Source organism: Lentzea sp. DG1S-22 (assembly GCF_036321065.1).
Classification (GTDB): Bacteria; Actinomycetota; Actinomycetes; order Mycobacteriales; family Pseudonocardiaceae; genus Lentzea; species Lentzea jiangxiensis.
Genome location: NZ_CP143276.1, coordinates 5,930,245 through 5,956,199, shown reverse-complemented (window position 1 = coordinate 5,956,199; position 25,955 = coordinate 5,930,245). Strand labels below are relative to the sequence as shown.

At 69.6% G+C, this 25,955-nt stretch carries 24 protein-coding genes, 1 tRNA gene and 1 pseudogene; 13 read left to right on the top strand and 13 right to left on the bottom strand.

The features are described 5' to 3' along the window. Window positions 1-35 precede the first annotated feature (35 nt). Together V1227_RS27850 and V1227_RS27845 are read right to left on the bottom strand one after the other, a co-directional pair. A complete protein-coding gene (locus V1227_RS27850) occupies window positions 36-368 on the bottom strand; it encodes a hypothetical protein (RefSeq protein ID WP_329788368.1) in 333 nt (110 codons plus the stop codon). 233 nt (window positions 369-601) lie between these two features. Continuing rightward, entirely contained in the window at window positions 602-976 is a 375-nt protein-coding gene (locus V1227_RS27845; protein WP_236215813.1) for a hypothetical protein, read from the bottom strand. A 349-nt stretch (window positions 977-1,325) separates the two neighbouring features. Here V1227_RS27845 and V1227_RS27840 point away from each other — a divergent pair, with 349 nt between their 5' ends. After that, on the top strand, window positions 1,326-2,069 hold the full coding sequence (locus V1227_RS27840) for a class I SAM-dependent methyltransferase (RefSeq protein WP_329788367.1): 744 nt from the start codon (window positions 1,326-1,328) through the stop codon (window positions 2,067-2,069). A gap of 20 nt (window positions 2,070-2,089) precedes the next feature. Then, window positions 2,090-5,245, top strand: a complete 3,156-nt coding sequence (locus tag V1227_RS27835) for a glycosyltransferase (protein ID WP_329788366.1) — start codon at window positions 2,090-2,092, stop codon at window positions 5,243-5,245. Between the two features lie 57 nt (window positions 5,246-5,302). On the opposite strand, the gene V1227_RS27830 is transcribed toward V1227_RS27835, so the two are convergent. Next, window positions 5,303-6,469 carry a hypothetical protein gene (locus V1227_RS27830; RefSeq protein ID WP_329788365.1) on the bottom strand — a complete coding sequence of 389 codons (1,167 nt, stop codon included), beginning with the start codon at window positions 6,467-6,469 and terminating at the stop codon, window positions 5,303-5,305. 504 nt (window positions 6,470-6,973) lie between these two features. Here V1227_RS27830 and V1227_RS27825 point away from each other — a divergent pair. Next, the gene (locus V1227_RS27825; RefSeq protein ID WP_329788364.1) at window positions 6,974-8,875 is read left to right on the top strand and encodes a hypothetical protein; all 1,902 of its coding nucleotides are present in this window, start codon (window positions 6,974-6,976) and stop codon (window positions 8,873-8,875) included. A 118-nt stretch (window positions 8,876-8,993) separates the two neighbouring features. Then, on the top strand, window positions 8,994-9,224 hold the full coding sequence (locus V1227_RS27820) for a hypothetical protein (RefSeq protein WP_329788363.1): 231 nt from the start codon (window positions 8,994-8,996) through the stop codon (window positions 9,222-9,224). Between the two features lie 233 nt (window positions 9,225-9,457). Here V1227_RS27820 and V1227_RS27815 read toward each other — a convergent pair whose 3' ends face one another. The 3 genes from V1227_RS27815 to V1227_RS27805 are packed head-to-tail and all read right to left on the bottom strand — an operon-like array spanning window position 9,458 to window position 12,072. Next, window positions 9,458-9,850: a contact-dependent growth inhibition system immunity protein gene (locus V1227_RS27815; protein WP_329788362.1), complete on the bottom strand. Its 393-nt coding sequence runs from the start codon at window positions 9,848-9,850 to the stop codon at window positions 9,458-9,460. Window positions 9,851-9,878: 28 nt separating this feature from the next. Beyond that, complete coding sequence (locus V1227_RS27810; protein ID WP_329788361.1) at window positions 9,879-10,076, bottom strand: hypothetical protein; 198 nt, start codon at window positions 10,074-10,076, stop codon at window positions 9,879-9,881. Continuing rightward, window positions 10,015-12,072 carry a BTAD domain-containing putative transcriptional regulator gene (locus tag V1227_RS27805; protein WP_329788360.1) on the bottom strand — a complete coding sequence of 686 codons (2,058 nt, stop codon included), beginning with the start codon at window positions 12,070-12,072 and terminating at the stop codon, window positions 10,015-10,017. Before V1227_RS27805 ends, V1227_RS27810 begins: the two co-directional genes overlap by 62 nt. Before the next feature lie 628 nt (window positions 12,073-12,700). On the opposite strand from V1227_RS27805, the gene V1227_RS27800 reads away from it, so the two are divergent. Beyond that, window positions 12,701-13,183 carry a cytochrome P450 gene (locus tag V1227_RS27800; RefSeq protein ID WP_329788359.1) on the top strand — a complete coding sequence of 161 codons (483 nt, stop codon included), beginning with the start codon at window positions 12,701-12,703 and terminating at the stop codon, window positions 13,181-13,183. Here the strand turns inward: V1227_RS27800 and V1227_RS27795 are convergent. The 3 genes from V1227_RS27795 to V1227_RS27785 all read right to left on the bottom strand — a co-directional run bounded on the left by V1227_RS27795 (window position 13,158) and on the right by V1227_RS27785 (window position 14,321). Continuing rightward, entirely contained in the window at window positions 13,158-13,586 is a 429-nt protein-coding gene (locus V1227_RS27795) for an OsmC family protein (protein ID WP_236215803.1), read from the bottom strand. The two genes, V1227_RS27800 and V1227_RS27795, sit on opposite strands and share 26 nt — an antisense overlap. 231 nt (window positions 13,587-13,817) lie before the next feature. Next, window positions 13,818-13,890: transfer RNA gene (locus V1227_RS27790), tRNA-Gly, on the bottom strand. Window positions 13,891-13,922: 32 nt separating this feature from the next. After that, entirely contained in the window at window positions 13,923-14,321 is a 399-nt protein-coding gene (locus tag V1227_RS27785) for a DUF7674 family protein (protein ID WP_329788358.1), read from the bottom strand. 159 nt (window positions 14,322-14,480) lie between these two features. Between V1227_RS27785 and V1227_RS27780 the strand changes: the two genes are divergently transcribed. The 3 genes from V1227_RS27780 (at window position 14,481) to V1227_RS27770 (ending at window position 17,214) form a co-directional block, all read left to right on the top strand. Next, window positions 14,481-15,800 carry a sigma-70 family RNA polymerase sigma factor gene (locus V1227_RS27780; protein WP_329788357.1) on the top strand — a complete coding sequence of 440 codons (1,320 nt, stop codon included), beginning with the start codon at window positions 14,481-14,483 and terminating at the stop codon, window positions 15,798-15,800. A gap of 94 nt (window positions 15,801-15,894) precedes the next feature. After that, complete coding sequence (locus V1227_RS27775; protein ID WP_329788356.1) at window positions 15,895-16,332, top strand: DUF983 domain-containing protein; 438 nt, start codon at window positions 15,895-15,897, stop codon at window positions 16,330-16,332. Window positions 16,333-16,347: 15 nt separating this feature from the next. After that, complete coding sequence (locus tag V1227_RS27770) at window positions 16,348-17,214, top strand: Fpg/Nei family DNA glycosylase (RefSeq protein WP_329788355.1); 867 nt, start codon at window positions 16,348-16,350, stop codon at window positions 17,212-17,214. Here V1227_RS27770 and V1227_RS27765 read toward each other — a convergent pair. From V1227_RS27765 to V1227_RS27755, 3 genes and pseudogenes are all read right to left on the bottom strand, one after another. Beyond that, on the bottom strand, window positions 17,207-17,785 hold the full coding sequence (locus V1227_RS27765) for a LutC/YkgG family protein (RefSeq protein ID WP_329788354.1): 579 nt from the start codon (window positions 17,783-17,785) through the stop codon (window positions 17,207-17,209). The genes V1227_RS27770 and V1227_RS27765 overlap by 8 nt on opposite strands. Then, window positions 17,778-19,195 (bottom strand): annotated as a pseudogene (locus tag V1227_RS27760) (LutB/LldF family L-lactate oxidation iron-sulfur protein). The gene V1227_RS27765 and the pseudogene V1227_RS27760 overlap by 8 nt, the downstream one beginning before the upstream one ends. Next, the gene (locus V1227_RS27755; RefSeq protein WP_329794127.1) at window positions 19,177-19,884 is read right to left on the bottom strand and encodes a (Fe-S)-binding protein; all 708 of its coding nucleotides are present in this window, start codon (window positions 19,882-19,884) and stop codon (window positions 19,177-19,179) included. Before V1227_RS27755 ends, V1227_RS27760 begins: the two are co-directional and overlap by 19 nt. A gap of 111 nt (window positions 19,885-19,995) precedes the next feature. Between V1227_RS27755 and V1227_RS27750 the strand changes: the two genes are divergently transcribed. Then, on the top strand, window positions 19,996-21,258 hold the full coding sequence (locus V1227_RS27750) for a sensor histidine kinase (protein WP_236215795.1): 1,263 nt from the start codon (window positions 19,996-19,998) through the stop codon (window positions 21,256-21,258). Window positions 21,259-21,559: 301 nt separating this feature from the next. Here the strand turns inward: V1227_RS27750 and V1227_RS27745 are convergent, their stop codons facing one another. Beyond that, window positions 21,560-21,727: a hypothetical protein gene (locus V1227_RS27745; protein WP_166048541.1), complete on the bottom strand. Its 168-nt coding sequence runs from the start codon at window positions 21,725-21,727 to the stop codon at window positions 21,560-21,562. A gap of 111 nt (window positions 21,728-21,838) precedes the next feature. Between V1227_RS27745 and V1227_RS27740 the strand changes: the two genes are divergently transcribed. The 4 genes from V1227_RS27740 (at window position 21,839) to V1227_RS27725 (ending at window position 25,870) form a co-directional block, all read left to right on the top strand. Next, a complete protein-coding gene (locus V1227_RS27740; protein WP_329788353.1) occupies window positions 21,839-22,699 on the top strand; it encodes a S49 family peptidase in 861 nt (286 codons plus the stop codon). A 72-nt stretch (window positions 22,700-22,771) separates the two neighbouring features. Further along, the gene (locus tag V1227_RS27735) at window positions 22,772-23,644 is read left to right on the top strand and encodes a LytR/AlgR family response regulator transcription factor (protein WP_374235418.1); all 873 of its coding nucleotides are present in this window, start codon (window positions 22,772-22,774) and stop codon (window positions 23,642-23,644) included. Then, window positions 23,641-24,069 carry a hypothetical protein gene (locus V1227_RS27730; RefSeq protein ID WP_236215792.1) on the top strand — a complete coding sequence of 143 codons (429 nt, stop codon included), beginning with the start codon at window positions 23,641-23,643 and terminating at the stop codon, window positions 24,067-24,069. The genes V1227_RS27735 and V1227_RS27730 overlap by 4 nt, the downstream gene beginning before the upstream one ends. A gap of 40 nt (window positions 24,070-24,109) precedes the next feature. After that, complete coding sequence (locus V1227_RS27725; RefSeq protein ID WP_329794126.1) at window positions 24,110-25,870, top strand: sodium/solute symporter; 1,761 nt, start codon at window positions 24,110-24,112, stop codon at window positions 25,868-25,870. Window positions 25,871-25,955: the final 85 nt, after the last annotated feature.

Here is a 25,955-nt window from a genome sequence, read left to right as displayed (position 1 = left end):
TCGGGCGCCGCCCCGGTCAGGAAGCGCCGGTCAGATCAGATGTCGACGTGCGCGAGGCCGTTCAGCGGCTTCCCCGGCTCGCTGAGACCGAGCAGCGTCGAGGCGGGCACGCTGTCGACGTTCTCGACGATCGCGGCCACGTCCGGTTCCTGCCCGTTGATCGCCTGGATCTTGCCGTCGACGGCGGACGTGTCGACCTTCGCGAGGTCGCCGATCGCCGCGACGTCACCCAGCTGACCACCGAGGTCGGGCTGCGTGTGCGCGGTGGCGTCCGCGATGTCGGCGTGTGCGGTCCCACCCAGGCCGAGCAGGACGGCGGTGCTGCCGAGGGCGACAGCGGCCCCCGCGACGGTCTTCCTGAGGTTCATGGGCGCGAAGGTGTCGTGTTCTGACCCTCTACATCAAGCTCCGTAACTCGGGCGAGGGAAGTTCTTCATCCTTTGGTGTGGCCAGGACACGGGTAACGCAGACTTGGGAAATGCGATGACCGCCGCGCCGGACGCGCTACCGGACGTCACCGTTCCCGTCGTGCCGAACACAGCGCCGGAAACGGGCAGCACGAATCAACGCCACAAAGCGCGGCGGCCTCGAAACGAGTGGGCTAGGCGATCGCGCCCGGCGGCAGCTTCAGCTTGAACGGCAGCGTCGTCACCACGGCCAGGTCGGACGCGGTCGCCTTCATGAGCGAAGGAGCGTTGCGGGCACCAGGCTCCGGCAGGTCGAGCAGCCGGTCGACGGCCTCGATCAGCGGGCCCTCGTAGATCCACACGGCCTGGGCCGGGCGGGCCGAGTCGCGGACTGCGGGCAAACGCCCTGCTCGCGCCTCTGTCTCCGACCAGAACAGGATCGAGTCGATGAAGCCTCTGCGCTGCTTGAACGCCATGATGCGGTCGAGCTGCCCGGCGTCGTCCCTCAGGTGGAGGAACTGGAAGCCGTTCTCGCGCAGCTCGATGACCTTGTTCAGTGCGTGGTCCATGGCGCACCTACCCCTGTGGGGTCACCTTTAGGGTGACCGATCAGTCATACGACCCAAAAGGATCGTACGGTAAGTCGACGATCGTCCGTAAGACGTAGTCCGAACGAGTATCTCAATTGGTGGACGGTTGTGGCGCAGGGTAATCGTTCCCCTTCTTGGAAGAGGAAACGGCCAGGACGGCCGCTACGGTTCGCGTCAAGAACGCCAAACCGCCCAATGTGACTAGCGTCACTGTGATCCACATGTGTCGCCTCCGGGTGGGTGACCTACACAGGTAGACGTGTAGCACTGCGGGCAGGTTGTACGTACCCGCCACGCCGCAGGTCGGGGTCGGGCAGAATCTCCGTTCGTGGACTTCGAGGTCGTGAAGAAGCAGGCTCTGGACTTCAGGCAAGAGCTGCTCACGCGCAAGGAACAGCTCACCGTCGAGTTCGACTGGTACCCGTACGACACGATGGCCAACATCTACCACCTCGACGCCATGCTCACGGGTGAACGAAGGAACCTGTTCGGGCAGGTCGCGGGTGGCACGGTCGCGGACGTCGGGGCGGCGGACGGCGACTTCGCCTTCTTCCTCGAGCAGCGGCTGGGGTGCTCCGTCGACCTGATCGACAACCCGCCCACGAACTTCAACGGGGTGCGCGGCGCTCGCCGGATGCGCGAGGAGCTCGCGTCGGACGTGCAGATCCACGAGATCGACCTCGACACGCAGTTCCGGCTGCCGCGCGACCACTACGACCTCGTCTTCTTCCTCGGGATCCTCTACCACCTGAAGAACCCGTACTACGTGCTCGAGGAGCTCGCGAAGCGCGTCGACCGCCTGGTCGTCTCCACGCGGATCGCGCAGCTCTCGCCGGACCACGAGACCGCGTTCGCGCACCTGCCCGTGGCGTACCTGCTCCACCCGACCGAGGCCAACAACGACGCCACCAACTTCTGGATCTTCTCGGACGCGGGGCTTCGCCGGATCTTCGACAGGACCGGGTGGGCGGTCGAGGACTACGTCACCGTCGGTGTCACGGAAGGCTCGGACCCCGCTCACGCTGACCGCGACGAACGCGCGTTCGCGTTGTTGCGCAGCACCCGCCGATGAACAGCGCTGGAGAACGACTGATGGAGTTGGACCGCCGGATCGAGTGGACCGGGGAGCGCTGCGTTCCGTGGACCGAGGACACGCAGGTGGTGTACGAGCACTACCACCGCTACGCCCTCGCCAGGGACCTCGTCGCGGGCAAGCGGGTGCTCGACCTCGCGAGCGGTGAGGGCTACGGCGCCGCCATGCTCGCCGAGACCGCCGCGGAGGTCGTCGGTGTCGACATCGACGTGCCGTCGGTGGAGCACGCGCAGGTGAACTACGGCGGCCCGTCGCTGCGGTTCGTCGTCGGGTCGATCACCGACCCGGCCGTGCTGGCCGACGCCGGGCAGTTCGACGTGATCACCTGCTTCGAGGCCGTCGAGCACGTCACGGACCACGCCGGCCTGATGGAGCTGGTCCGCGCACGGCTGGCGCCCGGCGGGCTGCTGCTGATCAGCACCCCGGACACCGAGGTCTACAGCCACCAGCACCACAACTGCAACGAGTTCCACCTCAAGGAGCTCACCGAGTGCGAGTTCGCCGAGCTGCTGAAGGCGGACTTCGCCAACGTGGCCATGTTCCGGCAGAACGTCGCCGTGGGCTCGGTCATCACGTCGGTCAGCTCGGCCAAGGGCTCGCTCGGCGCGCACACCCTGCGTGCCGACGGTGACACGTGGACCGTCGAGAACGGCCTGCCGCACACCTACCTGGTCGCGGTGGCGTCGCAGGGCAAGCTGCCCGCGCTGCCCTCCGCCGCGGTCATGCTCGACCCGGAGCAGTCGCTGGTCGGCCGCGCCACGGCCCGGTTGCGGGCGCTGTACGAGGACAGCCGCGCCGAGGTCGAGCAGCTCAAGGCGACCATCGAGGGGCTGGAGCAGCACCGCCAGACCGAGGAGCGGGACAAGCTGGCCGCGCTGGAGTCGGTGCGGGACTCGCACGCCGAACGCGAACGCCTCGCCGGCGAGCTGCACCAGGCGGTGCGCGCCGCCGACCGGTCCGCGGCCATCATCGAGTGGATGCAGGACTCGTCCAACGCCCTCGAGCAGCGCGCGGTGCGGGCCGAGGCGGAGGTGCAGCGCCTGCGCAAGGAGGTCGACGAGCAGAACGCGCTGGTGCAGCGCGCGCTCGGGAAGTACCGCAGCGTCGTCGAGAAGGTGGCGCCGCGCGGCAGCACGCTGCGCGACACCTACGAGAAGGCGCTCGGCCGCCAGCCGGGCCCGGTGGAGCAGATCGCCGCGGAGCCGCGGACGCCCGTCGCCGTCCACACCAGCGACAAGCCGCTGGTCAGCATCGTCATCCCGGTGCACGGCAAGTGGAAGTACACGCGCCAGTGCCTGTTGAGCATCAACAGCGTGCACTCCACGGTGCCGTTCGAGGTCATCGTCGTCGACGACGCCTCCCCGGACGACAGCGCGGAGAAGCTCGCCGCGTGCACCGGCATCCGGCTCGTCCGCACGCCGCGCAACCTCGGGTTCATCGGCGCCTGCAACCTCGGCGCCGAGAAGGCCCGCTCCGAGCTGGTCCTGTTCCTCAACAACGACACCGAGGTCACGCCCGGCTGGCTCGAAGCGCTGGTCGAGACCGCGAACTCCGACGACAGGATCGGCCTCGTCGGCGCCAAGCTGGTCTACCCGGACGGCACCCTGCAGGAGGCCGGCGGCATCATCTGGTCCGACGCCACCGGCTGGAACTACGGCCGCAACGGCGACCCGAACGACCAGGCCGTGAACGTCGTGCGCGACGTCGACTACTGCTCGGGCGCGGCGATCCTGGTCCGCCGCGACCTCTTCGAACGCGTCGGCGGCTTCGACACGCGTTACGCGCCCGCCTACTACGAGGACACCGACCTCGCGTTCGCGATCAGGGAGTCCGGGCACCGCGTGGTCGTGCAGCCCAAGGCCGTGGTCATCCACCACGAGGGCATCTCGCACGGCAAGGACGTCGCCACCGGCGTCAAGCGGTACCAGGAGCTCAACCGCACGGTGTTCGCGGAGAAGTGGGCCGACGCGCTCGCCCGCCAGCTGCCGGGCCCGAGCGAGGCCAACCTCTGGCTCGCCCGCCAGCGCGACAGGTACGACCGCGGCGGCCCGCTGGTGCTGGTCATGGACCACCAGGTGCCCGCGACCCGGATGGACTCCGGGTCGGTGCGGATGCGCGCGGTGCTCGAGGAGCTCGTGGACCTCGGCTGCCGGGTCGTGTTCTTCCCCGCCAACTTCGGCGAACTGCAGCCGGACACCGACGAGCTGCGCCAGCTCGGCATCACCGTGCTGACCCAGCACGAGCGGCAGTGGGAGTTCATCCGCGAGGCGGCGTCCGAGCTGTCGTTCGCGCTGCTGTCCCGGCCGAACGTCGCCTGGATCATGCTCGAGGAGCTGCGCACGCGGGCGCCGCAGTGCGTCATCGCCTACGACACCGTGGACCTGCACTTCCTGCGGCTGGAGCGGCAGGCCGTGGTCGCCGAGCGCGACGGGCAGCCCGAGGAGGCGTTCGCGTTGCGCCGCAAGGCGAACGCCACGCGCGAGCTCGAGCTCGGCCTGGTGCGCGCGACGGACGTGACGTTGGTGGTGTCCGAGGCGGAGCAGCAGTTGTTGCGGCAGCAGGTGCCGGATGCCGACGTGCGGGTGCTGTCCAACGTGCACTCCGTCGACTGGACGCCCGTCTCCGCGGGTGGCCGCACCGACATCGTGTTCATCGGCGGGTACGACCACGTGCCGAACCGGGACGCGGCGCAGTGGCTGGCGAAGTCCATCATGCCGTTGGTGCGCAAGGAGATCCCGGACGCGACGCTGCGCCTGGTCGGGTCCAACCCGACGAAGGAGCTGCTCGCCCTGCACGACGAGGACGCCGGCGTGGACGTGGTCGGCTTCGCCGCCGACCTCGGGCCCGTCTACTCCCGTGCGCGCATGACGGTGGCACCGCTGCGTTACGGCGCCGGGGTGAAGGGCAAGATCGGGCAGAGCGTCAGCGAGGGCGTCCCCGTGGTGGGCACGACGCTCGCGCTGGAGGGCATGCACCTCACGCCGGAGCAGGACGTGCTCGTCGGCGACACCGAGGAGGAGATCGCCGCGGCGATCGTCCGGCTGATGCGCGACGACGACCTCTGGTACCAGCTTTCCCGCTCCGCCAAGGAACAGGTCGCCGCCCAGTTCGGACCGCAGGTCGCCCGCGCGGTGCTCGAAGACCTGCTGAAGTAGGCAGGACGCGAAAAAGGCCCCGAGGAGACTCGGGGCCTTTTCCTTGCCGTGCGGTGACTAGCGCACCGTCGGCGGAGCGAACTCCAGCTGGTTCTTCAGCAGTTCCTTGAACTGGGCCTCCGCGCTGTCACCGCCGTCGGTGAAGACCTCCACGAAGACCATCTTGTTGTAGTAGACGTAGGTGGCGCGCAGGACCTTCTTGGCGGGGTCGGTGACGACCTTGACGCCCTTGTACGAGAGGTCCTTGTCCTCCTTCAGCGCGGCCTGGTCCTGCAGGTAGGCGGCGACGACCTTGCTCGCCGCGGCCTGGTCCGTGACCGCCAGGGCCATGATGCTGAGGGTGTTCTTGCCGTCGACCGACGTGCTGAGCGTCGCCTCGGTCATGCCCGCGGCCACCAGCGCGTCGGTCGTCTTGCCGACCAGCAGCTTCTGCGCGGCCAGCTTCGGCAGGTCGAACTGACCGCCACCGGCGCGTTCCGTGCCGGGCAGCGGGCCGTAGACCGAGTCGGCGGTCGCGCCGGCGTCCGGCTTCTGCGCGGGCGGGTCCGGGATCGGCTTCACCGTCGGCGTGGCCGACGTCGAGGTCTGCCCGGTCGGCGACTGCCCCTGGTTGTTGTCCTTGTTGCCGCTGAAGAAGAAGTAGCCGGCGACGCCGAGGCCCGCGAGGAGGGCCACGACGATCACGATGCCGATGATCTTCTTGCCCTTGCCGGACGACTCGCTGGCCGAGTCGAAGACCTCGGGGCCCTGGTTCCACGCCGGCGTCGAGAAGGAGTCGTCACCCGTCACCCACGGAGGGGGCGCCGCGTTGCTCGAACCGCCGCCCTGCTGCCAGCCGCCCTGGGGGAACTGCTGGGGCTGCCCGTAGTTCGGCTGGGGGAAGCCGCCGCTGTTGGGCACCACCTGGGTGGCGTCCGGGTTCGCCTGCCCGCCGCCGTTGTTGACGGACACGACCTGGGTCTTGTCCGAGTTCTGCTGCGGCTGCTGGGCCTGCTGCGGCGGCTGGGCCTGCTGCGGCTGCACGGGCTGGATGTACTGCGTCTTCTCCGGTGGCGGCACCGCCTGCCACTGCAGCGGCGGAGGGGGCGAGAAGGCGCCGCCCTGCTGCTGCCCACGTGTGTCACCGGCGAGGAGCGCGTCGCGCCGCTGCCGGTACTCATCAGCGGACACGCGGCCGCTTGCCAACTCAGCGTCGAGCTTCTGCAGCTCGTCCTGCCAACTCACAGTAGCCCCCTGCTGACGCGGCCTTGATGAAACCGCGCCATTGTCGCACCTGCTCACGAGAGACTTCGGGCTGAGGGTAGTTGGCCACGCGAATCGATCCCGAACGTTCGCCGATGTGGTTATCCACTCGTAGTAGTGGGATCAGTCGATCATGAATTCACACCTCTCCGCGCATTCCACCACTTCCCCCGGCGGCGCTGCCGTTCCCTCCGGGCCACCGCCGTCGGATACGCGGGTGGTCCCACGTCGAACCCCACGCCCGAGAAGTCTGCTCGGGCCGGATCGGGCACGCCGAAGTGGTCCTGGTCGTGTCCGACCCGGTGGGGTTGAAGGTCGCCGAGCAGCCGTGACCTGCGGCATGTGAGCTGATTGAGACTTGTTTTCCCAGTTCGGTCGACCTAGCGTGCTCGGCGAAGCCACGTTCACCGCACGGCGGGGGTTTCGCGCGGTACGTCGGGGGTCGTGTCGCGTCGGCGCGGTGGCCTGTTCCTGGGGAGTCTCACGTTGTCCGCACGTCGTGCGCGCGGTGTCGCGCGCAAATCCGCTGTCTTCGCAGCAGTTCTGGCGTTGAGCGCCACCACCTGTTTCACGGCGTACGCGCAGGAGGACCCTGCCGCGCCGACCACGTCCGTCACGGAGCCGAGCACGCCGGCCGAAACCACGCCGCCGACCGAGACCACGCCGCCGACCGAGACCACGCCGCCGACCGAGACCACGCCGCCGACCGAGACCACGCCGCCGATCGAGACCAGCACACCGACCGAGACGAGCGAGTCCGTGGCCCCGTCCACGGAGAAGAAGCCGGCTGACGAGATCGCGGAAAAGCCTGCGGACAAGCCCGTCGAGCAACCGCAGAACGATCCCGCCACCAAGTCCGACATCAAGGCCACGGCCACCGTCGGCGCCGCTCCGCCCGTCGTCGGCCAGACCGTGCCGGTCGAGCTCACCATCACCAACAGCGGTCCGGCCGAGGCCACGGGGGTCTCCGCGCGGCTCGACCACATCTCCGGTTCGTACTACACGTTGAACCCCGACGAGTGGGACGGCCTGCAGCCGCCGTGGGGCAGTCCGTCCACGGTGAAGCTCGCTCCGGGCGAGTCGCGGACCTTCCACCTCAACGGCAGGTTCTACAACTACCAGGGCACTTCGCGGTTCACGCTGCGTGCCACCGCGACCAACGACGTGAACCCGTTCGACGGCGGAGCCACCGTCGAGATCGCCGTCCGGGAGCCGGTCAAGCAGGGCAAGATCAGCGGCATCCTGTGGGGTGACGCCAACGGCAACGGCACGCACGACGCCGGTGAAGGCCTGGCCGGTGCCGAGGCGTACCTGTACGGCGGCGGCAACCCGAACGAGACGCCCAGGACGCGCACCGACGCCAACGGCCGCTTCACCTTCACCGACCTCGAGCTCCGCGCGTGGGGCCTCAGTTTCCAGAACCTGCCCGGCGGCTGGATCGTGGCGTACAACAGCGAGCTGATCCCCGTGGTCGGCGGTGACACGACCTCCGAGCTGCGCTACCAGGCGGTCCGGCCGCTGGAGGACCAGCTGTCGGCGTCGGTGCGGTTCCTGACCACCGACCACGTGGACGGTGGCCCGGTGAGCCTGGAGTTCACGCTGACCAACAGGGGTGGGGCGGACATCAGCGGCGTCGTCGCCGGCTGCGGTCGTTCCGGCGAGGGTCCGCACATCAACGTCTGGGGCGGTCTCGGTGAGCTGAGCTACGACAGGGGCACCACCATCCCCGCCGGCCAGAGCCGCGTGTTCGCGGTGGCGGGCCAGGTCTCGATCAACGCCTCTGACTACGGCTACTCCTACGTGGCGTGCGACTTCGGTCCGCGGGACGGCCTCGTCCACGGCTACCCGACCGTCTTCGACTACGTCAAGGTCGGGGAAAAGCGCACGAACACCAACGGTTCCATCTACGTCGACCGCAACGGCAACGGCTGGAAGGACGCCGAGGGCGAGCACCTCAACGGGGTGTCGTTCAGCCTGGTCGACCCGAAGACCGGTGTTGTCGCCGGCACCGCCAGCGGTTCCGGTGAGGACGGGCAGGCCTACTTCACCGACATCCCGACGGGCCTCTACAAGGTCGTCGTGAACGGACCGTGGAAGGTCGAGTCGGAGTGGCTGGTCAGCGCGGCGGACTGCTCCCGGTGGTGCCAGACGGGCTGGGCCGTCGAGGTCGTGCCGACCGAGGAGCCGGGCGGCGAAGCTCCCGGTGGTGCTCAACCGCAGCCCGAGCAGGAGCGGACGCCGGTGATCCTGCCCGCGTCGAACTACACGGCGACGGCCGGTGCGCTCGCGGAGACCGGTGCCAGCGTCGGCGGCCTCGGCCTGGTCGGCGCGCTCACGCTGCTCGTGGGTGGCGCCTCGGTGTTCCTCGCGCGACGCAGGACCGCGTGATCAGCAGAAGATGAGCCCGCACGGCCTCGTGGTCGTGGTCGTCGTCGGCCGCTGTCGCGAGGTCGTCGTGGTGGTGACGGGTGGCGATGTCTGAGTCGTCGTCACCGCCACGGTGGTCGTGTTCGTGGTGTTCGTGGTGGTCGTCGCGTTGGACGACGAGGACGCTGAGGACGCTGAGGACGACGAAGACGACGAAGACGACGCTGCGGACGATGAACTGCCCGCCACGGTCTGTGACGGCGTCCCGGTCTGCGTCGGCAGCAGCGACGGGGTGTTGATCAGCGAGACGCGGGCCGGTTCGCCGCCTCCCGACCCTTGCGAATCGCCCGACGCGAGTGACCCGACATGAGGCGCGAGCACGTAAAACGCGGCGACGACAACGCCCAGGAGAGCACCGGTTGCGAGCCGACCGGGCCCGCTCATCGCCGCCAACACCCCGACTGCCTATCCCGTTCACTCGATTGGGTCAAGCGAACCGGTTGTTTTCGATTCAATCAAAGCTTTGTGAACGTTATGATGATCACGCTCCGTAACAGCAACGCGATCATCTTGCAGATGGCCGGCGCGTCGACCGATGAGCGCCTAACCGGGGAACTGGTCCGCAGCGGACACGAGCAGCTGCCAATCGCCGTCGGGCAGGATGCGCAATTGATCGAGCACGGCGGACATCCTGGCCAGTAACTCAGGGTGATCGGACCAGAAGGAATGGTCTACTCTCAGTAGAGCGGCGAGCAGGTCACCGGGGTACAGGGCGACCGATCCGAGCGGATCGCGCTCGACGTGTTCCAGCGCCAGCAGCGCGGTCACGTCGAGGCCCACCTGGTGGGTGACCAGCAGGTGCAGCGACGTCGGTGTCAGCTGCCCCACCGGCAGGTCCCGCAGGGCGCACAGGTCCCGATAGAGCTGGGTCGACGACGAGTCGGGGTTGCGCCAGTCGTCGCGGCTGAGGTGCGCCAGCGTTCTGTCCCGGTCCACGCACCCATGGTCCTCGCCGGAGGAAGACCTAGCGGGCCGACGGAGGCAACGGTTCGGCATTGGATGGCTGCCAGCCGACGCGCACGAGCACCGCGCCCTCGTGCAGCAGCGGCTGTGACGCCAGGCCCCACACGGTCGAGGCCAGCAGCACGGCACTCGCGGCCTCACCGACGCTCAGCGAGTCGCGTCCGAGCAACCGGAGCAGCACGCCGTTCTGCCGTGCCACAAGTTCCACCACGTACCCGTTGACCCACAACGCCTTGCGGCGCGCCTTCGACGGTTCGGTCTCGAGCGACAGCGCCCAGTTCAGCCAGTGCCGTCCCTCGGCGAACCGCCCGCAGCCGACCCAGTGGAACCACAGCGTCGCCGCCAGCCGCAGACCGGCGGCGGCCTCGCCCGGCCTCGCCCGGCGTCGTCAGCGAGTGCTCCAGCGCCGCATGCAGGTTGCCGCGTTCGGCCGTCATCGCGCCGACCGTCGCCAGCTGCCGCGGTGTGAACCAGGCCCGTTCACCTTGTGCCGCAAGGTTTGCGTAGTAGTCGCGATGGCGGGCCTTCAGCCGTTGCTCTTCACCACTCGCACGCAACCGCGTCTGCCCGAACTGGCGCATCGTCTCCATCAACCGATAGCGCGCAACGCCGGCGTGTTCTTCGCGCTGCAGCACGGACTTGTCGACCAGCCCGTCGACCGCGTCGAACATGAAGTCCGCGGTCAGCGCGTCGTCCGAGCACACCGCCTCGGCCGCGGCGAGGTCGAAGCCGCCGGCGAACACCGACGCCCCCGCCCACAGCAGCTGTTCGCGCGGCGAGCAGAGGTCGAAGCTCCACTCCATCGTCGCGAGCAGAGTCTGGTGCTGGGGCAACGCGGTCCTGCCGCCGTCGGTGAGCACCCGGAACCTGTCGTCGAGCCGTTCCAGCAGCTGCGCCGGTGTGAGCGCCCGCACCCGCAACGCCGCCATCTCGATCGCCAGCGGGATGCCGTCCAGCCGCCGGCACAGGTCCGCCACCCCCTGCTCGTTGGCATCCGTGATGACGAACGAACCGGGAATCGCGGCGTCGGCGCGTTGGGCGAACAACGTCGCCGCCGGATACGGAACGGACAACGGCGCCACGGACAGCACCTGCTCGCCGTACACGCGCAGCGCGCGCCGGGATGTCGCGATGACACGGAGCTTCGGTGCCACCCGCAGCAACATGTCGACCAGGACCGCGCAGTGGTCGACGACGTGCTCGCAGTTGCCGAGCACCAGCAACGCGTCCCGGCCGCCGAGGAACTCCGTGAGCACGTTCAGCTGCCCCCGGCCGGTCTGGTCGACCACGCCCAGCGCCTCGGCGGCGGTGTGGGGGACGAGCGTCCGGTCGCGCAACGCCGCGAGCTCGACCAGCCACGCGCCGTCCGGCGGCTGCTCGGCGCGGGCGACGTGCAGGGCGAGCCGGGTCTTGCCGACGCCGCCGACGCCGATCAGCGTGACCAGCCGGTGCTGCCTGATCAGGTCCGTGACGTGCTCGGTCTCCGGGCGGTCGACGAAGCTCGACCGGTCGGCCGGGAGGTGGCCGCGCACCGGCAGCACGACCCGTTCCGGCAGGTCCAGGCGCGGGTCGGCGGTCAGCACCGCCTGTTCGAGGTCGCGCAGCCGCGTGCCCGGCTCGATCCCGAGCTCGTCGACGAGGACGGCGCGCGCTCGCTGGAACGCCGCGAGCGACTCGGCCTGCCGCCCGCAGCGGTGGAGGGCGATCATCAGCTGCTCCCACAGCCGCTCGACCAGCGCGGTGACCAGCGGCGCCACCGCGGCGTGCTCGCCGAGCGCGAGGGAGGCGTCCACCAGGTCCTCGGTCGCGTCCATCCGCAGACCGACGAGCCGTGCGGACTCCTGGCGGGTCCACTCGCCCGGCCGGCAGTCCGCGAGAGGGTCGCCCGTCCACAACGCGAGGGCCTCGCGCAGCATCTTCGCCGACTCCGACGGCTCGTCGCTGTGCCGTGCTGCTGCGACGAGCGCCTCGAACCGTGCCACGTCCACGGTCCCCGCCGACGCGTTCAGCACGTAGCCCGGCTCGCGGGTCGTGATCAGCTCGCCGAGCCCGGCGTCGCGGATCTGCCCGCGCAGGCGCGCGAGGAGGCTGTGCAGGGTCTTCGTGGCGGTCGCCGGTGCCTCGTCCGACCAGAGCGCGTCCACGAGCGCACTCCTCGGCACTGTTTCCCCCGGGGTCAGCGCCAGCCGGGCCACCAGCGTCCTCTACCCCGCGCTGCTGAGCTGAACCGCTCCGTTCGGACCGGTGAGTTCGAGCGGTCCGAGCAGCCGGATGATCACGTTGTTCGTCCTGTCGTCAGCCCCCGACAAAGGCTGGAACCGCGCCAAGATAGCGCAATGGAATTCGACCCGAGAATCAACGCGCGGCGGGTGACCGCATACGCCGACCTGCGCGCCGTGCTGGCTGATCCGGTGACGTTCTCCTCCCGGAACTCGGCAGGTCCGCAGCTCGCGGCCGTGGCGGCGCCAGGCACGCGCGAATTCGCGGAACGGCGAACCACGAATTCACTCAAACGGCCGTGCGCCGAATGGCTGACCCGATCAGGAATCGTGCAAGGGCACTGCTCGACGAACTGGAGGGGGAAGTCGATTTCGCCGCCCCGTTCGCGCTGGGCGTCGTCGCGGACGTGCTCGACGTGCCGGACGCGGACTTGCCGCTGTTCCGCGAGATCGTGGCGCCGGTGCTGGACCTGACGAGCGGCGAGGAGGTCAGCGCACGGGTCCTCGGGTCGTACTTCGCCGCGCTGGGGGAGTTCCGCGCCTACTTCGGGCGCTCGAACGCGTTCCGCGGAGGGCAGCTGTCGGAGCAGGAACGGCTGTCGCTGTGCCTCGCGGTCGTCGTCGCCGGCACCGACTCGACGACGACCATGCTGGCCGGCGCGGTCCTGCGGCTGGACGCACGAGAGCGCCGATCAGGCGGCGTGGTGGAGGAGGTGGTGCGCCTCGACTCCCGTTCACCGGCTTCTTCCGCACGGCGACGCGCCCGGTGGTGGTGGGCGGCGTGCAGGTCGAGGAGGGGGAGCACCTGTTCCTCGACTACGCGGCGGGCAACCGCGACCCGGAGGTGTTCACCGAGGACTTCGACCCCGGCAGGCCGTCCGTGCCGCCGCACCCGGGCTTCGGGTACGGCCCGCACCACTGCCTCGGCGCCCGGCTGGCGCGCCTGGAGGGCCGGATCGTCGTCGAAGAGCTGCTCGACCGCTCGTGCGAGGTGGCCGAGCAGCCCGGCGACGTGCGCTACCGCGAGCACCTGATCAGTCACGGGCCCGCGGAGCTGCGGTTCAGACCAGGGCAGCGTCGAGGGTGATGTTCTCGACGGCCGCGAGCGCCTTGGAGACCGGGCAGTTCGCCTTGGCGCCCTCGGCGGCCGCGACGAAGTCCTCCTGGGACAGGCCCGGCACGGAGGCGCGGACGGTCAGGTGGATGCCGGTGATGCCGACGCCCGCCTGGAACGAGACCTCCGCCTTGGTGTCGATGGAGGTGGGCGGCGTGCCCGCGCCGGTCAGGCCGTGCGACAGCGCCATGGAGAAGCAGGAGGAGTGCGCGGCGGCGATGAGCTCTTCGGGGCTGGTCTTGCCGCCCGCCTCCTCGGCGCGCGCCTTCCAGTCGATGTCGAAGCTGCCCGAGCCGGAGGTGGCGAGGCTGACGTTGCCCTTGCCCTCGACGAGGGAGCCTTCCCAGTGCGCGTTTGCCGTCTGCGTGATGGCCATGGTCTCCGAGTCCTTGTCGAACGAGCTCGATCAGGGTGATGCGAGCGAACGGTTCCACCCTTTCACGGCTCGGCCGGGAGATCACCCCGGGAACCACCGTGCGGGACCGGGGAGTCGCCTGTGCGGACGTCGTGCTGCGACCGCGGGGTGCTCGCCACGCTCACCGTGGGGCCCGCGATCCGCTGAAACGGAAGAAGTCCGGCACCCGAGGGGTACCGGACTTCTTCCGAGAGCGGATGACGAGACTCGAACTCGCGACCCTCACCTTGGCAAGGTGATGCGCTACCAACTGCGCTACATCCGCACTGCCTTACGGGAGAGAACTATACAACAGCCTCAAACCGCGTCTTGCGAGGGGGGTGCCAAACCCGCCAGCAGTTGATCCACCTCGGACAACTGCTCCTTGGACCACCGCCACTCCCACAGCGCCCGCACCTTGGGCAGAACGTCGACCGGGAGCCACGCGGCGACCTCCTCGCGGAGTTCCCAGTCGTCGAACACGTGCTCGTAGAAGCTGATCAGTGCCGCGTTCTCCAGGAACTGCTCCGGCTGGTGGAAGCACCAGTGCGCGAACCCGTACGCGCGCCGCAGCACGTCGTCGTCCTGCTCGCGGTGCGCCTCCTGGGTCAGCTGGCAGAGCTCGGAGAAGAAGACGTGACAGGACCATTCCCCGGTTTCGGCGACAGCCCGAAGTTCCGGCACCAGAGCCGAAGCGCGTTCCCGCCAGTCCACCACGCACGTGACGATAGTCGCTCGATCTTCTTCGGCCGACCGTACGACGCCCACCTGTGACCGTCCTGTCACCGATCGCGTTGCGCTGAACAGCCCACTACGAACGGATGGTCTTGTATATCGACCTGTTCTCGACAAGGAGCAGGTCTGGCCCCTTGTGGCATGTTGAGCCGTGTGATGGTCGACGAGAACGAGGTCGACCGGGACCTGCTCGCCAGGGTGCGCGAGGGAGACGACTCGGCCTACGGCGAACTGTTCTCCCGGCATGCGGACGCGATCCGCCGCTTTTCCCTCAGGCACGTCCGCGAGGCGGCCGAAGCCGACGACCTCACCGCCGAGGCGTTCTTCCGCATGCTGCAGGCGATCCGCCGCGGCAGCGGTCCGACGGACCACGTCCGCACCTACCTGCTGACGGTCGCCCGCCGCGTCGCGTGGGAGTGGAGCGGGCGCCGCCGGGACGTGCCGGTGGAGGACGAGGAGCTGGGCCGGCGCGTCGAGCCGGTGAGCGACAACGCGAACAGCCGGGTCGAGCACAACCTCATCACCAGGGCTTTCTCCAGCCTGCCGGAACGCTGGCGGGTCGTGCTGTGGCGCGTCGAGGTGGAGGGCGAACGCCCCGCCACCGTGGCACCGCACTTCGGACTCTCACCCAACGCCATGTCGGCGTTGGCCCGCCGTGCGCGCGAAGGGCTGCGTGCGGCATATCTGCAGGCGCACCTCGCCGCCGACGACGGGCGTTCGTCGTGCGCGGCGATCCGGTCGAAGCTCGGCACCTACACGGCAGGCGGGGTCCAGGGCGTCGAGGAACGCCGGATCCGCGCCCACCTCGACACCTGTTCGTCGTGCTCGCAGCTGCACGCCGAGCTGAACGAGGTCTGCGCGACGCTGCGCGCCAACGCGGCGTTCCTGGTCGTGCCGGCGGCGCTGGGCCTCACGTTCGCCGGGAAGGTGCTGCTCACCAAGGCGAAGATGGCCCTCGCGGCGGCGAGCGTGGCGACGGTCGGCCTGGTCGGCACGATGGCCGCGGTGTTCAACGGCGGACCGGGCGTCGCGGTGCTGCAGCCGGACCAGAACCCGGTGATCGCCCTGGACCTCTCCGGCTCGACCAGCTCCGAGCACAGCCGCGGCCTCGTGGTGGCCGACCCGCCACCGCCCGCGCGGGAGCCGCAGCGGGAGGAGCCGCGCGAGAACGTGGTCAACCCCGTTGGGCAGCGGCAGGAGACCGTGCGCAAGACGCAGTCGTCCGCGCCGGTCCCGACGTCCGGGGCGCAGCAGGCACCGCCGGTGGAGCGGGCGGAGGAGGTCGTCGAGTCGTCCGGCGAGACCGGGGTCGTGAGCACCGCGGCGACGACGTCGCGGGAGATCCAGTCGCTCAACGCGCCGTCGACCTCGTCGAGCCCGTCTTCCTCGCAGCCGTGCTCGACCCCGCGGACGACGGTCACGACCGCCACGCTCTACCCGACGGAGCCCCGGCAGAACTGACGGTGACGATCAAGTCGGGGCGAGTTCACCCACAAGGCTCGGCCCGCGCCAGGTACGGTTTGACCAAGACCGACCGAGCGTGGGAGACGGGTACATGACGCGGCTGGTGCGCGGTGCGGACGGGCGGATGTGGACGGTCCACAGCCGCATCGAGTGGCGCAACCCGGTGGAGTCCGACGACTTCGAGCACGACGTCAGCGGTGGTGCTCTGCCCGGCATCATGATGGCGGGGATGCTCGCCGTGATGGTGGTCGTGCTGATCGCCTGGACGCCGGAGCAGGTCGTCGTGCCGGCGTGGCTGATCCTCGCGCTGATCTTCCTCTTCGCCTTCTTCCCCGTCCGCTGGGCGCTGCGCCGCCCGCACACGCTGGTCGCGGAGAGCAAGGCCACGGCCGACGAGCTGCCGCCCGAGCGGTGGATCGGGCAGGTCAGGGGTCCGCTCGCGGTGCGCCAGGAGGCCTCCCGCGTCGCCCGCACGATCGAGATGCACTCGCTGCCGGACGTCGAAGGCCCGTTGCAGCCCGTCGACTGATGCGACACTGGACCGGTGCCCGAGCTACCCGAGGTAGAAGCACTGGTTCACCACCTGCGTGAACACGCTGTCGGCCGCACGGTCCACCGCGTCGACGTGGCGTCGCTGCAGGTGTTGAAGACGTTCGACCCGCCGTGGACAGCGCTGCACGGCCAAGAGGTCGTGGCCGCGCACCGGCACGGCAAGCACCTCGACCTGGAGGTCGCGGACGGCCTGCACCTCGTCGTCCACCTCGCGCGCGCCGGCTGGCTGCGCTGGGCCGACACCATGACCGCGCCACCGCCCAAGCAGGGCAGGGGGCCACTGGCGCTGCGCGTGCACCTAGGCCCGCCCGGCCGGGGACCGGGGTTCGACCTGACGGAGGCGGGCACGAAGAAGGGGCTCGCGGCGTGGATCGTGCGCGACCCGAAGACGATCGCGAGCGTCGCGAGGCTGGGCCTCGACGCGCTGGGGATCACCCGCACGCAGCTGGAAGACCTGTTCGCCCAGCGGACCGAACGGCTCAAGACGGCGCTGACGGACCAGAGCCTGATCGCGGGCATCGGCAACGCCTACTCCGACGAGATCCTGCACATGGCGCGGCTGTCGCCGTACGCGACGGCGGGCAAGCTGAACGACGAACAGCTCGACCACCTGCACGAGGCGATGCTGAGCACCCTGACCGATGCGGTCGCACGGTCCGTGGGTCAGGACGCGGCCCGGCTCAAGGGCGAGAAGCGGTCGGGCCTGCGGGTGCACGCGCGCACGGGCCTGCCGTGCCCCATCTGCGGCGACACGGTCCGTGAGGTGTCGTTCGCGGACAAGGCGTTCCAGTACTGCCCGACCTGCCAGACCGGCGGCAAGCCCCTGGCCGACCGCCGGTTGTCGCGGCTGCTCAAGTGACGACGAGGACCTCCAGGGTGCGGGGGCCGTGGACGCCCTCCACCCGGTTGAGCTCGATGTCGCTCGTCGCCGACGGGCCGCTGATGAACGTCAGCGGCCGGGTGGGCTCCAGCCGGTGCAACGCCTCCGGTACCGACGCGGCGATCTGGTCCGCCCGCACGACGCACAGGTGGTGGTCGGGGAGCAGCGTGAGCGCGCGCCGTCCCTGCGCCACCCCGCCGTCCAGGACGATCGTGCCGGTGTCCGCGATCGCCACCGCGCACCCGGTGAGCACGCCGTCCGACCGGTCGAGCTCCTCGACGGTGAGCGGCTCGTGCAGCCACTCCACACCGTCGACCAGCCACTCGGCCGGGACGTCCCGCGGCACGACGATCCTCTTGCCGCGCAGGCGGTCGAGCGCCCCGGGAACGTCCGTGACGAGGTGCACGACCGCGCGGTAGTCGGCGACCCGTTCGGCGAACAGCTCGACGCCGCCCGGTCCGGTGTCGCGGTAACCGCGGACGACCGGGTCCGCCGCGGGCACTCGTGCGTCTCGGATGCGCTGCAGGATCTCCTCCCGAGCACTAGCCACGGTTCCTCCTCCACCAGGCGCGGAACGACTCGGACGGCGGCGCGGGCACGTCGCGGGACGACGTCCACCTCGAACCGGGCCACGGCAACGACGTGATGCGCCCGTCCCTGGCCAGGAACCGTGCCAGGGCACCGGCTCTCTGCGCCTTCTCGTAGCGCGACGCCTCCTTGAACATCCACGCGGCGGCGGCCATCGCGACGGACTCCGCCGTGCGCCCCTTGGCCTCCACGACCTCGGCGCGCAGGTGCGTGAGGACGGACGGGATGTCGATGCGCACCGGGCAGACCTCGAAGCACGCGCCGCAAAGCGAAGAGGCGTAGGGCAGTGAGGCCGCCTGCGGGTCGCGCATGTCGCCGACCAGTTGCGGTGTCAGGATCGCGCCGATCGGTCCCGGGTAGACCGAGCCGTAGGACTGGCCGCCGGTGCGTTCGTAGACCGGGCAGACGTTGAGGCACGCCGAGCACCGGATGCACCGGAGGGCCTGACGGCCGATGGAGTCCCGCAGCGTCGCGGTGCGCCCGTTGTCGATCAGCACGAGGTGGAAGCTCTGCGGACCGTCGCCGGGGGTCACGCCGGTCCAGACGCTCGTGTACGGGTTCATCCGCTCCGCGGTCGAGGAGCGGGGCAGCAGCTGCAGGAAGACCTCGAGGTCCTGCCACGACGGCACGAGCTTCTCGATGCCCATCACCGTGATCAGCGTGTCCGACAGCGTCAGGCACATCCGGCCGTTGCCCTCGGACTCCAGCACCACGATCGACCCGGTGTCGGCGACGGCGAAGTTCGCGCCCGAGATGGCGACCTTGGTGGTGAGGAACTTCTCGCGCAGGTAGACCCGTGCCGCCTCGGCGAGGTCAGCCGGTTCGTCGGACACCTCGACGCCCATGCGGCGCCGGAAGATCTCGCGGATCTCCGAGCGGTTGCGGTGGATCGCGGGCACCAGGATGTGCGACGGGCGGTCGTCGCCGAGCTGCACGATCAGCTCGGCGAGGTCGGTCTCGACGGCGTGCACGCCGCCGGCTTCGAGGGCCTCGTTGAGCCCGATCTCGGCCGTGGCCATCGACTTGACCTTGACGACCTCGGTCGCCCGTTCCCCCGGCACAGGTCGAGCACGATCCGGTTCGCCTCCTCGGCGTCCCGTGCCCAGTGGACGACGCCGCCGCGGGCCGTGACCGACTCCTCGAGCTGCACGAGGAGCGTGTCGAGGCGCGCCAGGACGTCGTTCTTGATCTGCTCGCCGGCGACCCTGAGCTGTTCCCAGTCGGTCATCTCGGCGACCGCGGCGGCCCGGCGAGCGCGGATGGTGCCGGTGGCCCTGCGCAGGTTCTGCCGCAGCTGCGTGTCGGCCAGCGCCTCGTGCGCGGCCTTCGGGAACGTCGGGCTGCCGAGCCACGTCACCGGGTTGCGAGCCACGGGTCCTCCTCCGTCGAAGCCAGGATCTCCGCCAGGTGCACCGGCCGCACACCCGCCCGCAGCCGGGAGAGCCCGCCGCCGATGTGCATGAGGCAGGAGTTGTCGCCCGCGCTCAGCACCTCGGCCCCGGTCGAGAGCACGCACGTCATCTTGTCCGCGAGCATCGCCGTGGACGTCTCGGCGTTCTTCACCGCGAACGTGCCGCCGAAGCCGCAGCAGTGCGTCGAGTCCGGCAGTTCCACCAGATCGAGTGCCTTCACGGCCCTGAGCAGCGCCAGCGGCTTGTCCCCGACGCCCAGCATGCGCAACGAGTGGCACGTGGGGTGGTAGGTGACGCGGTGGGGGAACCACGCGCCGACGTCCGTCACGCCCAGCACGTCCACGAGGAACTCGGCGAGCTCGAACGTCCGCGGCGGGGACTCACCCAGCGTGGGATGGATCTCCCTGACCATCCCGGCACATGACCCGGATGGCGCAACGACGTGGTCGTAGCCGCTGAAGACGTCGGTGTACTTGCGGGCCAGCGGCCTCGCGTGCTCCCGGTAGCCGGTGTTGAAGTGCATCTGGCCGCAGCACGTCTGGTCGAGCGGGAACTCGACCGAACAGCCGAGTCGTTCCAGCAAACGCACCACGGCACGTGCCGTCTCGGGGAAGAACGTGTCCGTCAGGCAGGTCGCGAACAGAGCCACTCTCACCCGCACACCCTCCCCCCAAATTCATCGGATGTCTACCCGCAGCGGTGGACCGTACGGGCGTACGGTGGGCGTGCCTCTTGCTATAGGGGTGCCCCACAGCACAGCATGTGCACCGTGGGCGACCTGTTGACCGAGCGCGCGGTGCTCGGTGTCATCGCGACTCTGGCTGTTTTAGGCCTCTTCGTGATGCTGTGCCGCGCTCGACGGGTCAGCACCTCCGTCGAAGACGCCGTGATGGACATGCTCGACCGCATGTCCAAGGCGTCGAGCGACCTCCGCGCGGGCCTGACCCAGGAGGCCGCCGACAAGGCCACGCCCCACCTGCGCGAGATGCTGCGGTGCGTCGCGGTCGCCATCACCGACGAAGAGGGCACCGTCCTGTCGTGGGACGGCGGCGCGAACGACCACTACGAGTACCTCCGCGACACGGTGGCGCGAGCCATCAACAACTGCCACAAGGAACACGTCGACCACCGCAAGCTCGGCTGCGAGCTGCAGGGCCCGTGCTCCCTGCACAGCGTTGTCGTCGTGCCGCTCGTCGTCGAGGGCGACGTGGCCGGCACGTTGATCGTGGTGTCCGGCGTGGCCTCGAAGCGCCAGATCCGCATGGCCGAGGAGACCGCCCGCTTCGTCTCGACCCAGCTGGAGCTGGAGGTCGTGCAGAAGCAGCGGCAGGCCCTCGCCCAGGCCGAGGTGAAGGCGCTGCGGGCGCAGATCTCGCCGCACTTCGTCTACAACGCCCTGAACACGATCTCCTCGCTGATCCGCACCGACCCGGCGCACGCCCGCGAGCTGCTGCAGGAGTTCGCGGAGTTCACGCGCTACTCGTTCCGCACCGACGGCCTGTTCACGACGCTGTCGGACGAGCTGACCAACATCGACCGCTACCTCACCATCGAGCAGGCCAGGTACGGCTCGCGGCTGACCGTGCGCCTGCGCATCGCCCCCGAGGTGCTGCAGGTCGTCCTGCCGTTCCTCGTGCTCCAGCCGCTGGTCGAGAACGCGGTCCGCCACGGCCTCGCCAAGAAGCCCGGCGGCGGCATGCTCACCATCACCGCCGAGGACAACGGCAGCGAGGCCCTGATCAGCGTCGAGGACGACGGCGTCGGCATGGACCCGGACCGCCTCGACGACATCAAGGACGCCCACCAAACCGGCGCGCACGTCGGCATCGGCAACATCAACGACCGCATGCGCACGGTGTTCGGCGCCGAGTACGCCCTGGTCGTCGAGACCGCGCCGAACGCGGGCACGAAGGTGATCCTCAAGGTGCCGAAGTTCGCCCGCAACGTGCTGCCGAACCTGAACCTGGGCAACCAGCTGACGGACGAGCCGATGACGAACGAGCAGCCGGCGATCCGCGCCTGATCAGCGGCGCCGGCGAGGCCGGGCAGGCCGGCCGGGACGATCGACACGCCGACCTGTCGCGAACGAGCAGCCCGGTCCAGCGCGTTCGCGCTCTCAGAAAATTGCAGGGTCAACCATGCTCAACCCGGACGTTCGCCCTGCCGATTGTGGTGGTGACCAATGAACAGCCGGTTCTTTGAACAACCAGAGACCGGCCACGAGCAAAGGCCATCCAGTGCAGGAACAACAAGCACCCGAACGCGTCCGCGTCTGCATCAAGTGCACCGCGAAGGGGATCACCAGCTGCAAGTGCTGACGGGGCTCAGCGCGCCGCGACCGCCAGGGTCGTGATCAGCACGACGGCGCACACGCTCCAACTCACCCACATCCAGTAGATGTGCATGGGCGTCGGCCCGGCGGCGTTCTGCCTGCCCCGGTCGTCCCACCACTCGACATAGCGCTCGAGCCAGCGGATCGGGTTGAACGTCACAGCCCGAACCTAGCACCAGGACGACCACTTCCTGTGTTCCAGGTCACGCGGGAGCGACCGACCACCGTCGAGGCTCCCGCGTGTCCGCGAAACGCACGTACTGTCGAGTACATGAGCGTCACGGACAAGATCGCTGCCCGTCTCCCGAGGGTCATGGACCGCGGTGAACGGCCTCCCGTCGTCGCGGCGGTGCGGTTGCACGGGGTCATCACCCCGCAGTCCTCGCCCGTCGCGCGCAACACGATCAGCCTCCAGAACGTCGAATCGGCGATCAACCGCGCGTTCGACAACGAGCGGCTGATCGCCGTGGCGCTGCTCATCAACTCGCCCGGCGGCGCGCCGACGCAGTCCGCGCTCATCGCCGAGCGGATCCGCGAGCTCGCGACCAAGAAGCACGTGCCGGTGCTCGCGTTCTGCGAGGACGTGGCGGCGTCCGGCGGCTACTGGCTGGCGTGCGCGGGTGACGAGATCTACGCGCACGGCACGAGCCTGGTCGGTTCCATCGGTGTCGTGAGCGCGGGCTTCGGGCTCAACGGCCTGCTGGACAAGGCCGGCGTCGAGCGCCGCGTCTACACCGCGGGCGAGAACAAGGTGCGGCTCGACCCGTTCCAGAGGGAGAAGCCCGAGGACGTCGAGTGGCTCAAGGGGCTGCACGCCGACCTGCACGAGCAGTTCAAGGCGTGGGTCACCGAACGCCGCGGCGCCAAGCTGCAGACCGGGGAGGACCTCTTCAGCGGCGAGGTGTGGACCGGTAGCAGGGCCCAGCAGCTCGGGCTGGTCGACGGCATCGGCACCATCCGCAGCGTCGTCGCGAAGCGCTTCCCGGACGCCGAGCTGACGATCGTCGAACCGCGCAAGCCGTTGCTGGCCAAGCTCGGGCTCGCCGGTGCGTCCACCCGATCGGGCGATCTCGTGACGCAGGTGCTGGCCAGTGTCGAGGAACGTGCTCGCTGGTCCCGATTCGGGCTCTGAGCATCAGTTCGGTTTCACAGGGCGTGTCGACACCTGCCCCGGCGTAGACACGACCGCACATTGGTGGGCAAGATGCCCGTCACAGTGAGTACCCCAGAAAGAATGCCGTCCGACAACGCCGGTCTCCTCGTCCTCGCAGTCGACGACGAGGCTCCCGGGCTGAGCGAGATCAAGTTCCTGCTCGAGAGCTCTCCTCACATCAGGAGGGTCCTCACGGCGTTCGACGCCGCGGAGGCCCTGCGCATCCTGAGGGGTGACTACGAGCAGGAGGTCATGGCGAGGACCAAGGCCGGCCTGCCGCCGGTCGACGCGGTGTTCGCCGACATCAACATGCCCGGGCTCTCCGGCATGGATCTCGCACGGGTGCTCAGCGCGTTCCGCTACCCGCCCGCGCTCGTCTTCGTGACGGGGGTCGAGGAGCGCGACGCCCTCGTGACGGCGTTCGACGTCGGTGCGCTCGACTTCATCAACAAGCCGATCAACGAGGAGCGCGTCCTCAAGGCGATCTCGCGGGTCGCCGACCGGGTGGGCCGCACCTCGGCCCCGGCGGCGCAGGCGAGCCAGGCGGCGCAGAACCCCGCCGAACCGACCGACGACGAGGTCATCCCCGTCGAGCTCGGCGGCACCATCAAGCTCGTGCCGCGCGCGTCCGTGCGGTACGTCGAGGCGCAGGGCGACTACGCCCGCCTGCACACCCAGGACGGCAGCCACCTGGTGCGCATCCCGCTCGCCCAGCTCGAGGAGCGGTGGGCCAACGCGGGGTTCGTGCGCATCCACCGCTCGTACCTGGTGGCGCTGCCGCTGGTGAGCGAGCTGAGGATGACGGCGAACGGCTACGCGGTCGTCATCGGCACCGGTGAGGGAGCCAAGGAGCTGCCGGTCAGCCGTCGGCACACCAAGGAGCTCAAGGAACGGATCGTGCGACCGCCGAAGAGCGGCTGGTGAGCAGGCACGACGCGGGAAAGCCCGAGCAGCCCGCCCGCGAGGCCTGGCTCGGCGAGCAGGGCCGCAAGCCGCGCCGGCGCAGGGTCGTGCTCGCGGACTCCACGAAGAAGAGCGGCAAGGCCTTGCGCACGATCATCGAGCTGGAGGAGCAGACCAGCGTCGGTGAGAAGCTGGTTCGCGACCTCATCCGGCAGCAGCTCAAGTCGGCGTTCGGGCTCGCTTTCGCGGTCCTGATCGGCATGTGCCTGCTGCCGATCACCTTCTACCTGGTCCCGCAGATCGGGGACCTGGAGTTCCTCGGCATCCCCGTCCCGTGGCTCGTGCTCGGCGCCGCGCCCTTCCCGATCCTCTACTGCGTCGGGTGGGTGTTCCGCAGGCAGGCCGAGCGGCACGAGCGGGACTTCGTGAACATGGTCGACCGCTGACGTGACCACCACCGTCTACAGCCTCACCGCCATCGTCCTCATGGCGATGGTGACGTTCCTGCTCGGTTACGTCGGGTCGCGCAAGGCGAACACCACCCCGGACTTCCTGGTGGCGCGCCGCGCGATCCCGGCCAGCCGCAACGCCGCCGCGATCTCCGGCGAGTACCTGTCCGCGGCGTCGTTCCTCGGCGTGGCCGGGCTCGTGCTCAAGGACGGAGTGGACGCGCTCTGGTACCCGATCGGCTTCACCGCGGGCTACCTCGCGCTGCTGCTGTTCGTGGCGGCGCCGCTGCGGCGGTCCGGCGCGTACACGTTGCCGGACTTCGCCGAGGCCCGGCTGGGGTCGGTGAACGTGCGGCACTTCAGCACGTTCTTCGTGGTCTGCATCGGCGTGCTGTACCTGGTGCCGCAGCTGCAGTCCGCGGGCCTGACGCTGACCACGATCACCGGCCTGCCCGCGTGGCTCGGCGGCCTGGTCGTCACGGCGATCGTCGTGGTCAACGTCCTCGGCGGCGGCATGCGCGCGATCACGCTGGTGCAGGCGTTCCAGTACTGGGGCAAGCTCTTCGCGATCGCCGCGCCGACGTTCGTGCTGTTCGTGGTGTTCCTGGCGTCGCCGAACCGGGCCACGCAGCCGCTGTCCGACGAGGGCGTGGTCCGGTTCCCGCAGGCCGAGAAGATCACCGTGGCCGAGCAGGTCGTGAAGGTCCGCGTCGACGAGCCGCTGACGTTGCGGGTGAGCGGCCAGATCGACGGCAGGGACGCGGACGGGCCGGTGTTCTGGGGCCGCGGGGTCTACGAGCTCAGCCCCGGCACGACGATGGAGTTCACCGCGGGCAGCCCGGTACCGGTGGTCGAGGGCTCGCCGACGACGAACGAGGCCTGGTCGCGGCCGCAGACCGGCGGCATCTCCGAGCTGGTCAGGACGTACTCGCTGATCTTCGCGACGTTCCTCGGCACCATGGGCCTGCCGCACGTGCTGGTCCGCTTCTACACCAACCCCGACGGCAAGGCGGCCCGCCGCACGGCGCTGCACGTGCTCTACCTGCTGGGCCTGTTCTACCTCTTCCCGACGGTGCTCGGCGTGCTGTCGAAGCTCTACCTGCCGCAGCTGCTGGTGAACGGCAAGACCGACGCGGCGGTGCTGATGCTGCCGGAGACGATGCTGCCGAACCTGGGCGGGCAGATCCTCGGCGCGATCGTCGCCGCGGGCGCGTTCGCCGCCTTCCTGTCGACCTCGTCGGGGCTCGTCGTGTCCGTCGCCGGCGTGGTCTCGACGGACATCCTGCCGGGCAAGGTCCGTGACTTCCGGTGGGCAACCGTGTTCACGGGAGCCATCGCGATCGCGCTCGCGGTGCTGCTGCCGCGCTCCGACGCGTCACTGACGGTGGCCATGTCGTTCGCGCTCGCGGCGTCCACCTTCTGCCCGCTCCTGGTCCTCGGCATCTGGTGGCGCGGGCTCACGTGGGTGGGCGCGGTCTGCGGGCTCGTGGTCGGCGGCGGCCTCGTGATCAGCGCTCAGGTCGTGAGCGTCGTGAGCTCCTACACCGGGCGCTGGGCGCCCGCGTTCATCACCCAGCCTGCGCTGATCACGGTGCCGGTGGCGTTCGCGGTCATGATCGTGGTCAGCAAGGCGACCCGCAGGCGGGTGCCGGCGGACGTCAGCCAGATCCTGCTCCGGCTGCACGCGCCGGACCCGCTGGGCTTCATCCGGGACCGCGACGTCGCCCGCTTCGGGACCGCCGAGGAGAAGGCCCGGATGGCCGAGGGCAAGCGCAGGGGATCTGGACGCGCACGGTAAGTAGCCGACTCGAACGGGTGAAAATTAATCACTCGAATCGGTGAACGGTGAACTAAGTCACGCTGAGTGCTATTCGTCTACGGAT